19 protein-coding genes and 1 tRNA gene are annotated in these 16,360 nt (G+C 70.6%); 10 read left to right on the forward strand and 10 right to left on the reverse strand.

All coding sequences use genetic code 11. The features are described from left to right. Nucleotides 1-51: 51 nt before the first annotated feature. On the reverse strand, nt 52-861 hold the full coding sequence (locus IEZ08_RS17790; RefSeq protein WP_229803222.1) for a metallophosphoesterase: 810 nt from the start codon (nt 859-861) through the stop codon (nt 52-54). 170 nt (nt 862-1,031) lie between these two features. Between IEZ08_RS17790 and IEZ08_RS17795 the strand changes: the two genes are divergently transcribed. Further along, nucleotides 1,032-2,237: a DUF5685 family protein gene (locus IEZ08_RS17795; RefSeq protein ID WP_189242511.1), complete on the forward strand. Its 1,206-nt coding sequence runs from the start codon at nt 1,032-1,034 to the stop codon at nt 2,235-2,237. Nucleotides 2,238-2,253: 16 nt separating this feature from the next. On the opposite strand, the gene IEZ08_RS17800 is transcribed toward IEZ08_RS17795, so the two are convergent. Together IEZ08_RS17800 and IEZ08_RS17805 are read right to left on the reverse strand one after the other, a co-directional pair. Next, a complete protein-coding gene (locus IEZ08_RS17800) occupies nt 2,254-2,988 on the reverse strand; it encodes an ABC transporter permease (RefSeq protein ID WP_068928228.1) in 735 nt (244 codons plus the stop codon). Next, nucleotides 2,985-3,896 (reverse strand): ABC transporter ATP-binding protein, encoded by a 912-nt coding sequence (locus IEZ08_RS17805; RefSeq protein ID WP_068928227.1) that lies wholly within the window; start codon nt 3,894-3,896, stop codon nt 2,985-2,987. The genes IEZ08_RS17800 and IEZ08_RS17805 overlap by 4 nt, the downstream gene beginning before the upstream one ends. Nucleotides 3,897-4,053: 157 nt before the next feature. Between IEZ08_RS17805 and IEZ08_RS17810 the strand changes: the two genes are divergently transcribed. Further along, entirely contained in the window at nt 4,054-5,580 is a 1,527-nt protein-coding gene (locus IEZ08_RS17810; protein ID WP_068928226.1) for a sensor histidine kinase, read from the forward strand. Nucleotides 5,581-5,605: 25 nt separating this feature from the next. Further along, complete coding sequence (locus IEZ08_RS17815) at nt 5,606-6,265, forward strand: response regulator (protein ID WP_068928225.1); 660 nt, start codon at nt 5,606-5,608, stop codon at nt 6,263-6,265. Between the two features lie 24 nt (nt 6,266-6,289). On the opposite strand, the gene IEZ08_RS17820 is transcribed toward IEZ08_RS17815, so the two are convergent. After that, nucleotides 6,290-7,948: a methyl-accepting chemotaxis protein gene (locus tag IEZ08_RS17820; RefSeq protein ID WP_084780833.1), complete on the reverse strand. Its 1,659-nt coding sequence runs from the start codon at nt 7,946-7,948 to the stop codon at nt 6,290-6,292. 203 nt (nt 7,949-8,151) lie between these two features. Between IEZ08_RS17820 and dnaN the strand changes: the two genes are divergently transcribed. Next, entirely contained in the window at nt 8,152-9,249 is a 1,098-nt protein-coding gene (gene dnaN / locus IEZ08_RS17825; RefSeq protein ID WP_189242512.1) for a DNA polymerase III subunit beta, read from the forward strand. A gap of 48 nt (nt 9,250-9,297) precedes the next feature. Here the strand turns inward: dnaN and IEZ08_RS17830 are convergent, their stop codons facing one another. From IEZ08_RS17830 to upp, 6 genes are all read right to left on the reverse strand, one after another. Then, nucleotides 9,298-9,987 (reverse strand): FadR/GntR family transcriptional regulator, encoded by a 690-nt coding sequence (locus tag IEZ08_RS17830; protein ID WP_068928222.1) that lies wholly within the window; start codon nt 9,985-9,987, stop codon nt 9,298-9,300. A 108-nt stretch (nt 9,988-10,095) separates the two neighbouring features. Then, a complete protein-coding gene (locus IEZ08_RS17835; RefSeq protein ID WP_189242513.1) occupies nt 10,096-11,448 on the reverse strand; it encodes a helix-turn-helix domain-containing protein in 1,353 nt (450 codons plus the stop codon). Between the two features lie 154 nt (nt 11,449-11,602). Beyond that, nucleotides 11,603-12,133, reverse strand: a complete 531-nt coding sequence (locus IEZ08_RS17840; protein WP_068928220.1) for a PH domain-containing protein — start codon at nt 12,131-12,133, stop codon at nt 11,603-11,605. Further along, nucleotides 12,130-12,288, reverse strand: a complete 159-nt coding sequence (locus IEZ08_RS17845) for a hypothetical protein (RefSeq protein WP_176728647.1) — start codon at nt 12,286-12,288, stop codon at nt 12,130-12,132. The genes IEZ08_RS17840 and IEZ08_RS17845 overlap by 4 nt, the downstream gene beginning before the upstream one ends. 131 nt (nt 12,289-12,419) lie before the next feature. Beyond that, nucleotides 12,420-12,650 (reverse strand): hypothetical protein, encoded by a 231-nt coding sequence (locus IEZ08_RS17850; protein ID WP_068928219.1) that lies wholly within the window; start codon nt 12,648-12,650, stop codon nt 12,420-12,422. 280 nt (nt 12,651-12,930) lie between these two features. Next, nucleotides 12,931-13,569, reverse strand: coding sequence for a uracil phosphoribosyltransferase (gene upp, locus IEZ08_RS17855; protein ID WP_068928218.1), 639 nt, complete (start codon nt 13,567-13,569; stop codon nt 12,931-12,933). Between the two features lie 159 nt (nt 13,570-13,728). On the opposite strand from upp, the gene IEZ08_RS17860 reads away from it, so the two are divergent. From IEZ08_RS17860 to IEZ08_RS17885, 6 genes are all read left to right on the forward strand, one after another. Then, nucleotides 13,729-14,238, forward strand: coding sequence for a tRNA adenosine deaminase-associated protein (locus IEZ08_RS17860; RefSeq protein WP_373294358.1), 510 nt, complete (start codon nt 13,729-13,731; stop codon nt 14,236-14,238). Nucleotides 14,239-14,254: 16 nt separating this feature from the next. Beyond that, nucleotides 14,255-14,746, forward strand: a complete 492-nt coding sequence (locus tag IEZ08_RS17865) for a tRNA adenosine deaminase-associated protein (RefSeq protein ID WP_068928216.1) — start codon at nt 14,255-14,257, stop codon at nt 14,744-14,746. A gap of 134 nt (nt 14,747-14,880) precedes the next feature. After that, nucleotides 14,881-15,324 carry a tRNA adenosine(34) deaminase TadA gene (tadA, locus tag IEZ08_RS17870; RefSeq protein ID WP_068929307.1) on the forward strand — a complete coding sequence of 148 codons (444 nt, stop codon included), beginning with the start codon at nt 14,881-14,883 and terminating at the stop codon, nt 15,322-15,324. A 24-nt stretch (nt 15,325-15,348) separates the two neighbouring features. After that, nucleotides 15,349-15,435, forward strand: a tRNA-Ser gene (locus IEZ08_RS17875). Nucleotides 15,436-15,588: 153 nt separating this feature from the next. Beyond that, on the forward strand, nt 15,589-15,870 hold the full coding sequence (locus IEZ08_RS17880; protein ID WP_141704327.1) for a hypothetical protein: 282 nt from the start codon (nt 15,589-15,591) through the stop codon (nt 15,868-15,870). Between the two features lie 76 nt (nt 15,871-15,946). Continuing rightward, nucleotides 15,947-16,360 carry a tyrosine-type recombinase/integrase gene (locus IEZ08_RS17885; protein WP_189242514.1) on the forward strand — a complete coding sequence of 138 codons (414 nt, stop codon included), beginning with the start codon at nt 15,947-15,949 and terminating at the stop codon, nt 16,358-16,360.

A 16,360-nucleotide genomic window follows, 5' to 3' on the forward strand; every position in this document is an offset into this window, starting at 1 on the left:
TTTCCCCGTCGGCAGGCGATAGGGGGCGGATCCGGCACGGGTTCAGCGGGCTCAGACGACCATCCGGGTGTGGGTGGTGAGGCGGTCGCCGTCGAGGACGTGCAGGGAGAACTGGGGCGGCAGGTCGAGGTCGACGGGGATCCGCGCGGTGGACTCCGCCGGCAGCAGCAGGGTGTTGACGACGCCGGGGGCGACCAGCAGCGGGCGGTCCGCGAACCGGGTGCTCGCCGGGGTGTGGGCGTGCCCGGCGAGCACGGCGATGACCTGGGGATGGCGGCGCAGCACCTTCTCCAGCCGTTCGGGCTCGCGCAGGCCGATCTCGTCCACGTAGGGGGTGCCCAGGGCGGCGGCCGGATGGTGCATGCCCACCAGCGTCGGGGTGCCGGACGACTCGGTGAGGACGGCGTCCAGCCAGGCGATCGTCTCGTCCTGCAGATATCCCTCGGGGCGTCCGGGGACGCTGGAGTCGCACAGGACGACGGTGAGGCCGTCGAGCCGGAGGACCTGGTTGACCGGGCCGTAGCCGTCACCGCGGCCGTCGGCGGGGCCGCCGCTCCCGACCTCACTGCCGCTCCCGACCCCACTGCCGCCTCCGGCCGTGCCGCCACTCCCGGTCTCGCGGAGGAAGGCCTTGCGGAAGGACTGGCGGTCGTCGTGGTTGCCGGGGCACACGATCGTCGGGAGGCCGGTGTCCAGGAGTTCCCGGGCGGTCTCGTACTCCTCGGCCGTGCCGTGGTCGGCGATGTCGCCGGTCACGACGACGGCGGCGAGCGGGCCGGGCAGGGAGGCCAGGTGCCGGGTGACGGCCCGCGTGCGTCCGACGCTGTCGGCGGAGGGGGCGCCGATGTGAATGTCACTCATGTGCGCGAGGATCAGCATCTCCTCAGCGTGCCACGCCGTCGGTCGCAGCGTGCCACGTTGTCGCTCGTCCCCGGCGGGTCACACCGTTGCATGACATATCGTCTGCAAGTCGTCTTTAAGACGCATATGGAAGTTTTGCCGCACTTATCCGGTGCGACTGCGGGGTGAAGATGTTCGGGATCGTTCGGCCGTGCCGCCACGGCATGTGCGGTGGGCTTTTCGCGGCGTGGATGGCCCATCTGTGCGGCCTCTGCCTGGCTCTGCGTGACGAGCACGGGCACGCGGCCCGCCTGGTGACCAACTACGACGGGCTGCTGGTCTCGGTGCTGACCGAGGCGCAGTCTCCCGCGCTCTCCCCCCGCCGTAAGGCCGCCCCGTGCGCGCTGCGCGGATTCTCCGGCGCGGAGGTGGTCGGCGCCCGGGCCGAGGGGGTACGGCTGGCGGCGGCGACCTCGCTGATCCTGGCCTCGGGCAAGGTCCGTGACCACATCGCCGACGGGGACGGGGTCTACGCGCGGCGGCCGGTCGCCGCGGTCGCGAGCCGGGTGGCCACCCGCTGGGAGTCGGCCGGAGCCCGTACGGCCGTCGCCGTCGGGTTCGATCCCGCCGTGCTGACGGACGCGGTGGAGCGGCAGACCCGGCTGGAGGCCGTACCGGACCTGACCCTGCTGGACCTGACCGGGCCGACCGAGGACGCGGTCGCGGCGGCGTTCGCGCACACCGCGACCCTCGCCGGCAAGCCGCACAACGCCGACCTCCTCGGTGAGGTCGGGCGTTGCTTCGGCCGGATCGCCCACCTGGTGGACGCGGTGGAGGACCTCGCCGAGGACCGCGCCACCGGCGCCTACAACCCGCTGCTCGCCACCGGCACGGACCTCGCCGAGGCCCGCCGCCTCTGCGACGACGCGCTGCTCGGCATCCGCCTGGCCGTGACAGACCTGGACCTTCAGGAGCGGGGCCTGGTGAAGGCGCTGCTGGTGAAGGAGGTCCGTCGCTCGGTGGACCGGGTCTTCGGCCCGGAGGCTCCGGCGGTCGGCCGGTGCTCCCGGGAGGGCACGGGGCCGGCCGCCCAGGAGGCCCCCACGCGGACCCCGCACGACCCCGGCAAGACCACTCCCCGGGACCCGGGGCTGCCGCCGGAGCCCGGATGGGGGCCCCGGCTCTGCTTCGCGCTCAGCTTCATGGCCTGCACCTGCGGGCTCTACCGGCCGCCGTGGGACGAGGACCGCTACAAGTCCTGCGGGGAACGCCTGGACTGCGGCGGCTGCGACGCCTGCGGGCAGTGCTGCAACGGCTGCTCGGGTTGTTGCGACGTCTGTTCCTGCTGCAAGGACGGCGGCTGCTGCGACGGCTGCGGGTGCGACTGCAACTGCTGACACGGTCCCGGCCCTGTCACTGCCAGCGGAAGAACCGGGCCGCCAGCCCGCCGAAGAGCAGCAGGGTCGCCGCCATCACCACCAGGTTCAGCGTCTGGGGGGCGCCGCCCGCCCAGGTGTCCCGCAGGGCCTGGGCGAACGGCGCCATGGGCAGGAAGTCACCGATCTGCCGGGCCAGGTCGGGCATCAGCTCCCGGGGGATCCACATGCCCGCCATGAACAGCAGCGGGAACATCAGGATGGAGCCGATGCCCGGCGCGGACTTGGCCGTGGGGGCCAGCGCGGCGATCAGCAGGCCCAGCCCGAACATCGAGGCGGTGCCGAGCAGGAACACGCCGGCGAAGGCCAGCGGGCTCCCGGGGAGGGGAGTTCCGTGGACGAGGTTGCTCAGCCCGATCAGCAGGGCCGTGGCGACCACCGCGACCGCGAGGTTGTTGACGAGCTGGGCGACCAGCAGCCGGAACGGGCTGACCGGGGTGGTGGACATCCGGCGCAGCACACCGGTCTCGCGGTAGGACGCCAGCGTGCCCGGCAGCACGGTCAGCGCCATCGTCACCACCGCGAGGATCGTCATCATCGCGGGCAGGTGGTTGTCGATCACCCGCTGGCCGCCCAGCTCCGGGCTGGCCTCCTGGAAGTCGGGGATCATGCCCAGACCGAGCAGGAGGCCGAGGGGGAGCATGATCGCGAAGATCAGCGCTCCGGGCTCGCGGAGGAACAGCTTGGCCTCGACCAGGATCATCTTGTTCATCGGGCGTCTCCGTTGGTGATCTTCTTGCCGGTGAGGGCGAGGAACGCGTCGTCGAGGGTGGCCTGCTCGACGCGGAGGTCGGCGGGGACGACCCCGGCGGCGGCCAGGGCGGTGGTGATCGCGAGCAGCAGGTTGCCGCCGCCGGTGACCGTGATCCGGTCGCCGTCGCGGTGCACTCCGGTCACCTCGGGGAGGTTCTTCAGCGCGTCGTCGTCGAGCCTGCCGGAGGGCCGGAACCGGACGGTCTGCTGGTGCTCGATCCGGGAGATCAGCCCGGCCGGGCTGTCGACGGCGACCACCTTCCCGGAGTCGATCAGCGCGATCCGGTCGCAGAGCCGCTCGGCCTCCTCCATGAAGTGGGTGACCAGCACGATCGTCACGCCGTCCGCCCTGATCTGCTCGATGAGCTCCCAGGTGTCCCGGCGGGCCTGCGGGTCCAGTCCGGTGGTCAGCTCGTCGAGGATGGCCACGCGGGGGTTGCCGACCAGGGCCAGGGCGATGGACAGCCGCTGCTGCTGGCCGCCGGAGAGCTTGCCGTACCGGGTGTCGCGCTTGTCGGCGAGCCCGACCCGTTCGATCAGCGCCATCGGGTCGATGGGCCTGTTGTAGAAGGAGGCGTACAGGTCCAGCGCCTCCCAGACCTTGAGCCGCTCGGGGAGCGCGGAGCTCTGCAGCTGCACGCCGAGCTTCTCCTTGAGCGCGTCGCCGGTCAGGCCGCCGAGCACCTTCACGGCGCCGGCGTCGGGGGTGCGCAGGCCGGCGACGCACTCGACGGTGGTCGTCTTGCCGGCGCCGTTGGGGCCGAGAACACCGAAGATCTCGCCCTCTTCGACGGTGAACGACACGTCGTCCACCACGAACCGGTCGTTGTACCGCTTGCGGAGGTTGTCTACCTCGATCACCTTCATGGCAATGACGCTAGAAATCACGGGGATCGGGCGGAATCGGGATGGATACCGAGCGGGGGTCGGTCTGGACGCCGTACGGGGGTGGGGATAACTCCACCCCCGTACGGCGTGCGGCCCCACTGGGCAACACCCCGGCGGATCGCCGAAACTTCATGACATGAGGCGATACGCGGCGGCCACGGGCCGATCCCTGGCCCTGGGGTTGCTGGCCCTGACGGACATGGTCCTGGCGGCTGCGGTCATGCTGATGATCATTTTCTCGTTCACGCTGGGACTCATCTTCCTCTTCCCGCCGGGGGCCAGGATGCTCCGGCGGCGCACGGCGCTCGCCAGGAGGCTGAACGGAAGGTTGCTCGGGCGGGAGATCGGGCCGTCCTACCTGCCGCCCCCGCCGCCGGTCCGGCGCCAGCCCGACGGCTGGTACCGCCACGATCGCCAGCTCTACAAGACACCGCGCGTGCCCGAGTGGAACAACCGCTGGAAGTGGATGTTCGGCGACCCGGCCACCTGGCGGGACCTGCTCTGGGTCACGCTCAACCCGCTGCTGGGCGCCGCCCTGCTGCTGCCCGCGATCACCATCGGGTACGCCGTGGCCACGGCCCGGCAGGGACATCCGGTGGCGCTGCTCCTGGGGCTGATGGCCGCCGCCGCGGTCGCCGTGACCCCCTGGCTGCTGCGTTTCTACAGCTGGTGGAACGAACTGCTGCTCGGCCCCACGGCCAAGTCCCTGCTGGCGAGCCGGATCCACAGCCTCAACCAGGCCCACCTGGAGACGGCCGACTCGCAGGCGGCCGAGCTGCGCCGGATCGAGCGCGACCTGCACGACGGGGCCCAGGCCCGGCTGGTGGCCATCGGCATGACGCTCGGCGCCGTCGAGGCGCTGGTGGAGACCGACCCCGCGGCGGCCAGGGCGCTGCTGGGCAAGGCGCGCGAGGCCTCCTCCACTGCGCTCACCGAACTGCGCGACCTGGTCCGGGGCATCCACCCGCCGGTGCTGTCCGAGCGCGGCCTGGGCGACGCCGTACGGGCCCTGGCCCTGGACAGCGCGCTGGAGGTCAAGGTCACCGTGGACCTGGAGACCCGCCCCGAGCCGCCCGTCGAGTCAGCGGCCTACTTCTCGATCAGCGAGCTGCTGACCAACGCGGTCCGTCACGGGGGTGGGGACCGCGTCTGGATCGACATCAGCAGCCACCAGAAGAGCCTGCGGATCACCGTCACCGACGACGGTTCGGGCGGGGCCGACCCGGCGCGGGGCAGCGGGTTGCGCGGTATCGAGCGGCGGCTGGCCGCCTTCGACGGGGTGCTGGCGATCAGCAGCCCGCCGGGCGGTCCGACGATCGTCACCGTCGACCTGCCGCACGCGCTGGCCTGGGAGGACGGCTCCGACAAGAGGGCGCAGATGCCCAAGTGGAAATGGGCGATCGTCGGGCTCGGCTACGGTCTCGGCTGGCTCCCGCTCTTCCCGCAGGGAATCGTCGCGGCGATCATGAAGATCATCGAACACGAGAACAAGAGCTGGTTCTACATCCTCTACCTGCCCGAGCCGCTGCACTGGCCGTTGATCATTTTCAACATCGCCCTCGGCATCGCCATGTACGGCGCGGCCGTGCTGATCCCGATCCAGCACTCCCGCGAACGGTGGATGGCCGAGGCCACCCCGCGCCGTCTATGGTTGCACCGGTGATCCCCCGCACCGTCCGGCCGGGCCGATGAGCGCCCGCGTCGTCATCGCCGAAGACCTCCACCTGCTCCGGGAGGGCCTGGTCCACCTGCTCCGGGCCCACGGCTTCGAGGTCGTGGCCGCCGTCGAGTCCGGGCCCGAGCTGCTGAAGGCGCTGACCGGGGAGCGGCCCGACGTGGCCGTGGTGGACGTCCGGCTCCCGCCCACCTTCACCGACGAGGGCCTGCAGGCCGCACTGGCCGCCCGCAGGGCGATCCCCGGCCTGCCCATCCTGGTGCTCTCCCAGCACGTCGAGCAGCTCTACGCCCGCGAGCTGCTCGCCGACGGGTCCGGTGCGATCGGCTATCTCCTCAAGGACCGGGTGTTCAACACCGAGCAGTTCGTCGACGCCGTGCGCCGGGTCGCCGCCGGGGGGACCGCGATGGATCCCGAGGTGATCGCCAAACTGCTGGCCAGCACCGCCCGGCACGAACCGCTGGCCGCGCTGACGCCGCGCGAGCGGGAGGTCCTGGAGCTGATGGCGGAGGGCCGCTCCAACGCGGCCATCTCCCAGCGGCTCTTCCTCAGCGAGAGCGCGGTCGGCAAGCACACCGCCAGCATCTTCACCAAGCTCGACCTCGCCCCCTCCGACGACGACAACCGCCGTGTCCTGGCCGTGCTGGCCTACCTCAACGCCGTCCGTTCCTGAACGCCGTCCGTCCTCGGACGCCGGTCAGCCCCGGGACGCCGGGGCGCCCGGTGCGGCCTGCCGTACCTCGAAACGGCCGGTGACCTCGCGCAGCCGGTCGGCCGTGCTGGTGAGCTGCCGGATCGAGTCCGCGACGGCCCCGGTGGCCTCGGCCATGCGCTCGGTGGAGGCCATGTTGGCCTGGGCGAAGGAGCCCACCTCGTCCAGGGCGGTCCGCAGCGTGGCGGTGCCCTCGGCGATGCGCTCGAACGCCGCGCGGGCGTGCTCGTCGACGACCATGACGGCCTCGCCGCTGGTCTGCTGGATCTCGTTCACCACACCCGCGATGGACTGCGCCGCCTTGCTGCTCTCCTCGGCGAGCGTACGGACCTCCGCCGCGACCACCGCGAAGCCGGATCCGTGCACGCCGGCCCGGGCCGCCTCGATCGAGGCGTTGAGGGCCAGCAGGTTGGTCTGTCCCGCGATGCGGGCGATGGTGTCGACGATGTCCCCGATCCGGGAGGACTTCTGGTCGAGATCGCGCATCACCTGTGCCAGCTGCCGCACGGTGCCGATGCCGTCCTCGACCAGGCCGGAGGTCTGGTGGGCGGCCTGCTGCGCCTCGTCGACGAGGCCCGCCTGGCGCTCGGCGTTGCCGACCACCTCGCCCACGGCGGTGCGCACGCCGTCGGAGACGCCGGACAGCTCCTGGGAGGCCGCGTCGAGCGCGCCCGCCGAGTGGCGCACCTCCCCGATCGAGCCGTTGAGGTTGGCCACCATGGAGGTGAACGCCTGACCCAGCCGGTCCTCGGACGACTTCGGGGCGGCGTCGACGGCGAGGTCGCCCTCGGCCATCCGGCGGGAGACCTCGGCCATGTCGTTGAGATACCCCACCATGCGCTCGAACGCGGCGGCGACCTCGGCGATCTCGTCGTCCGCGGTCACCTCGACGCGCTGGTCGAGATCACCGCGCGCGATCCCGTCGGCGGCGACGGACAGGCGGCGCAGACCGGTGGAGATGCGCCGGTCCAGCACCCGGCGGACGGTCAGCGAGACGGCCACGGCGGCTGCCAGCAGCACACCCAGGGCGGTGAAACCGACGACGAGGTCGCGGCGTGTGTCGTCGCGGCTCTCGGCCGCGGACCGGGTGTCCAGCTCGCGCAGCGTCGCCACGCCCTCCTTGAGCTTGTCCCACTGCTCGTCACCGGCGCCGTCGTCGAACGTCTCGCGGGCCGCCGGGATGTCCCCCTTGTCGGCCAGCTCGACCAGCGGACGGGTCACGCTGACGTACTCGGACCAGGCGCCGTCGAAGGCGTCCAGGGTGGCGAGGTGCGCCTCGTCCAGCGGCAGCGCGCGGAGCTCGGCGATCAGGTCCTTCATCTCGGCGTCCTCTTCGGCCATCGCCTCGACCGTCGCGGCCCGCTCCTCGTCGCCGGGGGGCAGGGCGAGATACTCCCACTGCTCCTTGCGGTATTTGTTCATCAGCCCGTCGACCTCACCGGTGAGCCGCGCTCCCGGCATGCCGGCCTCGGTGATGCCGTTCACCGACGACGACGCCTGCCACAGGAACCAGGCGGAGGTGACCGCGGGGAGCAGCAACATGCCGATCACCACGGTGAAGCCGAAACGCAGCCCCTTGCTGATGGTCATCCGGCCCAGTGCCTCGCGCATCATGTTCATGCCCCTGCTCACGCCTCTGCTCATGTTCGGAGCATCGGCAGGCGAACGGTGAAGTTGAGCCTCCCGGGCCACTTCCTCGTCCTGGCTCCCCTCCGGCTCCCCTCCGGATCGGCCCCGGGGCGCGGTGATGCCGAGGACGGCGGCGTGAGCTTGTTCTGTCGGCGGCAACGACTAACGTTCTGAAGAAGTACGGAAGTACGGCATCCGCCAGCAGAAGGGGACACGAGGTGAAGTTCCGGGTTAACCGTGATGTCCTGGCCGAGGCTGTGGCGTGGGCCGCGCGGGTGCTGCCCAGCCGGCCGGCCGTCCCGGTCCTGTCCGGCCTGCTCCTTGAGGCGGGTGACGACCTCGTTCTGTCGGCCTTCGACTACGACGTCTCGGCCCGTGCGACGGTGGAGGCCGACGTGGCGGAGCCCGGCCGGGTGCTGATCCCGGGCCGGATCCTCGCGGAGATCACGCGCAGTCTGCCCGGAGAGCCGGTGGAGGTCGTCACCGGCGGGGCGGAGGCGGTGCTGACCTGCGGGAGCGCCGAGTTCGGCCTGCTGACCATGCCGGTGGAGGACTTCCCGATGCTGCCGGAGATGCCCCCCAGGATCGGGGCCGTCGGCGGCGGGGTCTTCGCGACCGCGGTCGGCCAGGTCGCCCCGGCGGCCAGCCGTGACGAGGCGCTGCCCATGCTGACCGCCGTCAGGATCGACGCCGCCGGTGAGAACATGACGATGGCCGCGACCGACCGCTACCGCATCGCCGCCAGGGAGTTCGACTGGCGTCCCGAGCAGCCCGACGCCGCGGCGGCCGCCATGGTGCCCGCGCGCGTTCTCGTCGAGGTGGCCCGGTCGCTGCGCGGAGGCGAGGTGGCGGTGGCTCTGGGCGAGGGCATCGCCGGGTTCGAGAGCGTGGGCCGGAGCACCACGGTCCGCCTGCTGGACGAGCAGTTCATCGACTATCGCTCGCGGCTGACCGACGACTGGTCCATCCGGGCCGATCTGCCGGTGGCCCCGTTCGTCGAGGCGATCAAGCGGGTGGCGCTGGTCGCCGGGAGCAACACGGCGATCAGCTTGTCGTTCACCCGGGGACAGGTGGTCGTCCAGGCGGGGGGCGGCGACTTCGGCCGGGGCACCGAGGCGGTGGACGCCGAGCTGTCCGGCGATGACATCCGCATCGCCTTCCAGTCCCAGTTCCTGCTGGACGGCCTGTCCGGGGTCCACACCGAGCTGGTCCGGATCAACATGGAGTCCCCGACCCGTCCCGCGCTCATCGCCGAGGTCCCCGGGGACGCCGAGCCCGCCTTCCGCTACCTGGTCATGTCACTGCGCCACACCTGACGGGCGGGGGTCCGAACGGCGGCCGGGACGACAGGTCCCGGCCGTCCGTCAGGAGGAGATCTCCTGCGCCTCGGTCAGCGAGATGAGGATGTGCTCCATGCAGGCGTGGCCGGCCCGCTCGGCCGCGGTCGCGTCACCGGCGGCGATGGCCCGGGCGATCGCGTCGTGGGGGATGTAGCTGCTGTTGAGCGAGGTGCCGGCGGCGGTGATGCTGGCCCGCAGCGCGGCGGAGAAGTCCTCGTAGAGGTCGATCAGGACACGGTTGTGGGTGGCCCGGACGACCGCGATGTGGAAGGCCAGGTCGGCCTCGACGAACGTGTTGGGCTCGCCGAGCTCCCACGCCCTCTCCCGCTCGGCCAGGGCGGCCTCGATGGCGGTGATGTCCTCGTTGGTGCGCCGGGTGGCGGCCAGCCGTGCGGCCTCCACCTCCAGTGCCCGCCGTACCTCCAGGATCTCCAGCTGCTCGGCGGCACGCAGCCGCCGCAGCATGGCCCCGGACAGCTCGCTCGTGGCCCGCACGTAGGTGCCGTCACCTTGGCGGCATTCCAGCAAGCCCGCGTGGGTGAGCGCCCGTACGGCCTCGCGGACGGTGTTGCGTCCGACCCCCAGCTGCTCGGCGAGCACGGTCTCGGTGGGGATCTTCGCGTTCATCTGCCAGGAGTTCGACGTGATCTGCTCTTTGAGCTGATCAATCACCTGGTCGACGAGGGACGCTCGCTGCGCCGTACGCAGACTCACAGTCCGCCTCCTCTGGGGAACCAATCATCCTATGAGTCAATGACTGATAGACCCTAATTATTCCAGAGGCATAAAACCAAATCTGGGACGCCAGCGGCAAGGAACGTCTTACCGGACCAGGGCCGAATCAACGATCATGCCTACCAGCGCGCCGCGGACACCGACCGCCTCCAACGCCTTACGATACGCGCTCGTCTGCTCTCCTCGCACACCCGCGTGACCGTAGAGGTCACCGAGCCGGCGCCAGGCCTGCGCGGATTCGCGCGCGAGGGTGCCGTCGGCGGACGCGCCGACGAGGGACTCCCGGGCGTCGTCGAGAACGGAGACGGGCCTCTCCCCGCGCGCGAGCGCGACCTCCGCCAGCACCAGCCGTGCGGTGGCGGCGACGATGCTGGAACGGTCCGAGACCGGGGTGAGAACGGAACCGGCCAGGCGGTCGGCACCTTCCAGGTCGCCACGGCGCAGGCTCAGCCGGGCGAGGACCACCAGGCTCCTGGCGTGGTCGTGGACGTGGCGCGGGAACGATGCAAAGACCTCGCTCGCGGCGGTGGCGAGCGCCTGGGACTCTTCGAGCGACTCCTCCTCGGAGGTCGCCATCAGGTGCGCCCATTCCATCGCGATCCGGGCGAACTTGACCGACATCCGGCTGGGGCGGCCGGTCGCGATCGCCTCGTCGGCGAGGTGGACGGCCAGCGCCGAGTCCTCGCTGTCGGCGGCGGTGACGCTCGCCTGCCAGAGAGCGTGGACCTCGTCGTCCCGGCCGGTCGCGGCCGGCACGCCGTTGGCCAGGATGACCTTGTGGACGTATGCCATGGCCGGGGAGCGCAGATCGCCCGGGGTGACGGTCTCCAGCAGGCACAGAGCCAGATCCGCGGCGAGCTCACCCTGGACGAGGGAGAGCCGGACGGCCTGGGCCAGGGCGGCGGTCGCCAGATCACGGGCGCGCAGGCTGTCGCCGCCGCGGCGGTAGCACCGGCTGAGAGCGACCGTCAGCGGCAGGATCGCCAGGCGCTCCGGGTGGGCCGCGGCCTCGCGGCGCAGCCTCTCGAACGCCTCCACCGCGAGGGCGATCAGGCCCTGGGACTCCAGGGCGTGGGCCCTGCCGAACCGCGCGTGGGCGGCCAGCATGGCGTTCTCCTCGCCGGTGACCTTGACGATCTCGCCGAAGCGGTCGGCCGCCACGGCCGGATCGCCGTGGTGCAGCTCCAGCTCCGCGTGGCGCAGGCCGAGCTCCGTGTCGATGCGCTGGCGCGGCTCGATGCCGTGCAGCAGGAACTCGGTGGTGCATCCCAGCCGCTCGGCGAGCAGCCGGGCGACCACAGGCGTGGGCGTGCGCTTGCCCGACTCGATGAGGGAGACGTAGCTGTCGGAAAGGTCCGGCCCGGCCAGCTGCGCCTGAGACATGCGCCTGCTCAGCCGCAACCCGCGGACACGGTCACCGATGGTTCCCTGACTCGGCATCTGATCTCTCAGGGCGGGGGATGGTCAATGTTTCCGCCATGATTGCATGAAGAAGTCGAATAAGGTAACCCCCCGGAACAATCATCGGCCGCACCCTTCCCTGCCGCTCCGCCATAGCGGGCGCCATGGCAGAGGTCATGGCAGGCGGATGGGATTAATCATCCGAGTCGTTTGCGTTGGGGAATAGCATCTGGCAGACCTCGAGGTAGAGGGTCTCCGGATACGGGATGTATGTGACGGTCGACAACGCCTGGTCCTGACCCGCCGACTCCAGGATGAACTCCCCGTATCCCAGCATCCGGCCGAGAAGAGAGCGCTGGAAGCTCATGTCGGTCACCTTTGTGAGCGGCATCATCGCGACCTTGCGCGTGATGAGGCCCGTGGTGAGCAGCATGCGCTTGGAAGTTACTACGAAGTAGTCAACGGACCATTCCGCGACCTTCCACACAAAGCGGATCAGCAGCAGGAGCCAGGCCCACCAGACGACGACAAGACCGCCGCCGGCGCCCTGGCTGCTGAGCCATGTGCTGAGCAGTCCGGCGATGATGAGACCGCCGAAGACCTCCGCGACGGGACGGAGCAGTACGGCCGGGTGACGCCGCACCATGATGACCTGGTGTTCGTGGGGGAGGAGGTAGCGGTTGACCGACGATGGGGCGGAATCCCCATGGGTCACGAGTCTCATGACAGATGGGACACGAACTGGGCCAGAGAGTCGGCCGCGTCGAACACCGAGTCGAGGGCGCCCCTTACCGCGCCTGCCGCGTCATCCGGCCGTTTCAGCAGGAAGAATGCGGCGAAGGCGATGGCGCCGTACTTCAGAACCTTCTTGACCTGCACTGCGGCCTCCAGCCACCACTCACCCACTGCACCCGACGTATACATTACCCACGCCCCTCGCGGGGTAAAGCGCATCGGCCCATCAGGTCTGGTACCGGTCGGAAGACCTGGGAGGACCGGTGGTGCGGGGGTTACTCGCGACCGCTCGCGACCAGCGCGAGCACCTGAAGATGTTTGCGGGCGATCCGCTCGACCAGCCCGGGATGGGCGTATCCGGTGATCTCCAGAGCACCGTAGTGCGCCGCGTCGATGCAGCGGGTCACGGTGGCGGCCGGATGGATCGCGGAGAACTCCTCCCGCAGGGTGGCGCTGACCTCCGCGTACGGATCCGGATCCGGGGCCGGGATGTTTCGCTCGCTCACTGTTCTCCCTGAGATGCGTCCACGACCATCGGGATCGAGGGCGCGGAAGAGATGCTTCGGCACTCTTCGTACCCATGTAACAGCAGATTGTAACGATGGATCGGGGCGAATGGCCGTCCGACCGGCGGGACGAATCGGACGGGCCACTGCGTAAGTGATTGATTCGGGGCAGCCCGGCGGTGCCGGAGAGTGACCGATGAACCGGGCGGCTCAGGAAGGCCGGGAACGCCGGGGGCGAGGAGGCGGGGAGGTGCGGGAGCGGGGAGCCGGAAGGTCCGGATCAGGCGACGCCGTAGAGGCGGTCTCCGGCGTCTCCCAGGCCGGGGACGATGTAGCCGTGCTCGTTGAGCCGCTCGTCGAGGGCGGCGGTCACCAGGCGGATCGGCTTGCCGCTCCCGGCGAACGTCTGGTCCAGATGGGCGATGCCCTCGGGTGCGGCCAGCAGGCACAGGGCGGTCACGTCGTCGGCACCGCGCTCGAAGAGGAACTCGATCGCCGCGGCCAGCGTGCCGCCGGTGGCCAGCATCGGGTCGACCACGTAGACCTGGCGCCCGGACAGGTCGTCGGGGAGCCGGGTGGCGTAGGTCTCGGCCATGAGGGTCGACTCGTTGCGGATCATCCCGAGGAAGCCCACCTCGGCGGTCGGCAGCAGCCGGGTCATCCCGTCCAGCATGCCGAGACCGGCGCGGAGGATCGGCACCACCAGGGGGTGAGGGTGCGCCAGCCGTACGCCCCGGGCCGGGGCGACGGGGGTCTGCACCGTCACCTCGCTCACCCGGACCTGCCGGGTCGCCTCGTAGGCGAGCAGCGTCACGAGCTCGTCGGCCAGCCGCCGGAAGGTCGGCGAGTCGGTGTTCGCGTCCCGTAGGACGGTCAGCTTGTGTGCCACGAGCGGGTGGTCAACGACCAGGGTCTCCATGGGGATAAACGGTATCCTCCATGGCCGCTGAGGGGATAACGGACTACATGTGACACGCCCACGGGGGAGATCTGATCACAATTTGGACGGACGGCGTACGGCCGCAGCCCGGTTCTGGAAGCATTGGCCTCCGTACCAGGCCGCTCGGTGGGGATGACGATGACTGACGAAGATGTGCTCGACTTCGCCATCGTGGTCTATCGCGAGGATGACCGCTGGGAAGCGGAGATGCTTCCCGTGGCGCTCACCTCCGATCTCCACGGGCTGATCCACGCCCTGCGCCAGCAGCCGAGCATGAGCGGCACGATTGGCCTGGTCGCTGTGGGGGATGAGTTCTTCGTGGCGCTACGGGTGTTCGGTGAACGTGTCGAGGTCTTCCTCTCCGACATCGCCGCGTCGTGGGACTTCCCCCTCGCGCGGCAGGTGCTGGAATACCTCGACGTCCCGGTGCCCGACGAGGAAGAGCTCGAGGCGATCCTCCAGGACGAGGAGACGGCGCTCCCCGCGGGAGACCTGTCGATCTTCACCGACCTGGGGCTCGACGAGATGGAGCTCGGTGTCCTCTCCGGGGACATCGACCTGCTTCCCGAGGACGTGCTGTCCAGCATCGCCGCCCGGCTGGGATTCTCCGAGCCGTTCGAGCGCGCCATCGACTCCGTGTTCGGCTGACCTCAGGAGATCGGCCATGCCCTCCAGACCATCCGGCAGCAGCATCTTCTCGGCGGCCTTCGTCCGCACCCCGAAAGGCTGGAACGGCGCCGAGGCCGACCTCACCGAAGCCGAGATCGTCGACGACCTCGGCGACACGGTCCAGGAGAACCTCGGGCTCACCGGGGACGAGCTGGCGCTGCTCTGCGTCGAGGTGGAGGACGAGTGGTTCGCGCTCGTCCGCTACGAAGGCGACGCGGAGCCCCGGGCCTTCCTGTCCGACGCCCAGGCCGCGCTCACCGACGACCTCGGCGCGCTCTTCGGAGAGCTGGCCGGGGTGGCGCCGGGCAGCGACGCGCCCGAGCTGGGCGTACGGCCCGCGGGCGACTTCGAGCTCCTGAGCGACCTGGGACTGAGCCCCGAGGAGCTGATCGAGCTCAGCATGGAGGAGGGCGCGCTCCCCGCGGACACCCTCTCGGTGGTCGCCGAGCGGCTGGGCTTCGCCGACGAACTCGACCGGCTCCGCTGACGGACCGTGCCTGACGGGCCGCCTCCGGTCACACCCGATGACCAAATCCGATGACCACGTCTGACGGACCGCCTTTGACGGATCACGTTTCCCTCCCCGCTTCCGCCGCGGCGGATCCCGGCTACGTCGCCGCGATGCGGCTCGCCCTGGCGCAGGCCGTACGGGCCGGGGAGCGCGGTGAGGTGCCGGTCGGCGCGGTCGTCCTCGGGCCCGGAGGCGAGGTCCTGGCGCGGGCGGGCAACGACCGCGAGTCCCTGCGCGACCCCACCGCGCACGCCGAGGTGCTGGCCCTGCGCGAGGCGGCACGGGGACGCGGGGAATGGCGGCTGGGCGGCTGCACGCTGGTGGTCACCCTGGAACCCTGCACGATGTGCGCGGGGGCGGCCGTGCTGGCCCGGGTCGACCGGGTCGTCTACGGCGCCGTGGACGCCAAGGGCGGCGCGGCGGGCTCGCTCTGGGACGTGATCAGGGACCGCCGGCTCAACCACCGCCCGGAGGTCGTCATGGGCGTGCTGGCCGACGAGTGCGCCGGGGTCCTCACCGCGTTCTTCGCCGCCCGCCGGTTGAGCGAGCAATAGCGGTTATCCGGTAAGCTGCTCGGCGGTGGTGTCGCCTAGTGGCCGAGGGCGCACGCCTCGAAAGCGTGTGATGGGGCAACTCATCCGTGGGTTCAAATCCCACCACCACCGCCGCTGAAAAGGGCCTCTGACCTGTGTGATCAGGTTGGAGGCCCTTCGCGTATCAAGATCATGGGGGAACCATGGGGGAACGGCCCCGTTCCCGATCTTGAAAAGCGGTCCCCGGTGGCGGTGGTGCTCACCTTCCGAACCGGGAAGGCAGACATGGCATCGATCGAGAAGAGAACCGGCGCAGGCGGACGCACGACCTACCGCGTCTCCTGGGTCATCGGCGGCGCCCGTGGCGGCGGCCGCGACAGCGAAACCTGCGACAGCCTCCGGATCGCCAAGCGCTTCAAGGCCCTCGTCGAAGCCGCGGGGGAGCGCCGTCCCGAGGGCTACCCGAAGCGGTGGCGGGGGCTGGAGCTCGCGGCCGCCGCGCCCAAGACGGTCCACAACCTCCACGGCGGGGTCCATTGCCCCGGCGCTCTCCTGCGCGGCCCGTAGGGGCCTCCTGGACGTCTCCCCGTCCATCGGAGTCCAGCTCCCCGCCAAGCCCTCCCGGACCGTGACCATGGACCAGGTGCCCACCGGAGAGAAAATCGCCGAATGGATCGCCCTCGGGTACGAGGTGTCCCAGCTCGCCGGAGACGTCATCACGCTGGCCATGGGCACCGGCCTGCGCTACGGCGAGATCACAGCCCTGCGGCCGTGTGACATCGACCTCAAGCGGCGACGGCTCACCGTGGCACGGGCGGTGAAGGAGGACGGTGAGCCGCGACGGCTCTACATCGTCCCGTACGGCAAGAGCGACGCGGCGCTGCGCACGATCCGCATGGCCGACAGCGTTGTGCTCATGCTCAAGCGCCGCACGAAGGACGTGCCCGACCAGGAGCTGATCTTCACCGCTCCGAAGGGAGGCATCCTGCACTCCAACGGCTGGTCCCGGATCTGGCTGAGAGCCTCCTCGAGATCGGCCCCGTTCGGCCTGGACTGA

The organism is Planobispora rosea (genome assembly GCF_014648175.1).
Taxonomy (GTDB): Bacteria; Actinomycetota; Actinomycetes; order Streptosporangiales; family Streptosporangiaceae; genus Planobispora; species Planobispora rosea.

Bases quoted from the DNA above. Each gene is read 5' to 3' on its own strand.
- IEZ08_RS17790 (WP_229803222.1), bottom strand. From the start codon at position 861: ATGAGTGACATTCACATCGGCGCCCCCTCCGCCGACAGCGTCGGACGC.
- IEZ08_RS17795 (WP_189242511.1), top strand. From the start codon at position 1,032: ATGTTCGGGATCGTTCGGCCGTGCCGCCACGGCATGTGCGGTGGGCTT.
- IEZ08_RS17800 (WP_068928228.1), bottom strand. From the start codon at position 2,988: ATGAACAAGATGATCCTGGTCGAGGCCAAGCTGTTCCTCCGCGAGCCC.
- IEZ08_RS17805 (WP_068928227.1), bottom strand. From the start codon at position 3,896: ATGAAGGTGATCGAGGTAGACAACCTCCGCAAGCGGTACAACGACCGG.
- IEZ08_RS17810 (WP_068928226.1), top strand. From the start codon at position 4,054: ATGAGGCGATACGCGGCGGCCACGGGCCGATCCCTGGCCCTGGGGTTG.
- IEZ08_RS17815 (WP_068928225.1), top strand. From the start codon at position 5,606: ATGAGCGCCCGCGTCGTCATCGCCGAAGACCTCCACCTGCTCCGGGAG.
- IEZ08_RS17820 (WP_084780833.1), bottom strand. From the start codon at position 7,948: ATGAGCAGAGGCGTGAGCAGGGGCATGAACATGATGCGCGAGGCACTG.
- IEZ08_RS17835 (WP_189242513.1), bottom strand. From the start codon at position 11,448: ATGCCGAGTCAGGGAACCATCGGTGACCGTGTCCGCGGGTTGCGGCTG.
- IEZ08_RS17840 (WP_068928220.1), bottom strand. From the start codon at position 12,133: ATGAGACTCGTGACCCATGGGGATTCCGCCCCATCGTCGGTCAACCGC.
- upp (WP_068928218.1), bottom strand. From the start codon at position 13,569: ATGGAGACCCTGGTCGTTGACCACCCGCTCGTGGCACACAAGCTGACC.
- IEZ08_RS17860 (WP_373294358.1), top strand. From the start codon at position 13,729: ATGACTGACGAAGATGTGCTCGACTTCGCCATCGTGGTCTATCGCGAG.
- IEZ08_RS17865 (WP_068928216.1), top strand. From the start codon at position 14,255: ATGCCCTCCAGACCATCCGGCAGCAGCATCTTCTCGGCGGCCTTCGTC.
- tadA (WP_068929307.1), top strand. From the start codon at position 14,881: ATGCGGCTCGCCCTGGCGCAGGCCGTACGGGCCGGGGAGCGCGGTGAG.
- IEZ08_RS17880 (WP_141704327.1), top strand. From the start codon at position 15,589: ATGGCATCGATCGAGAAGAGAACCGGCGCAGGCGGACGCACGACCTAC.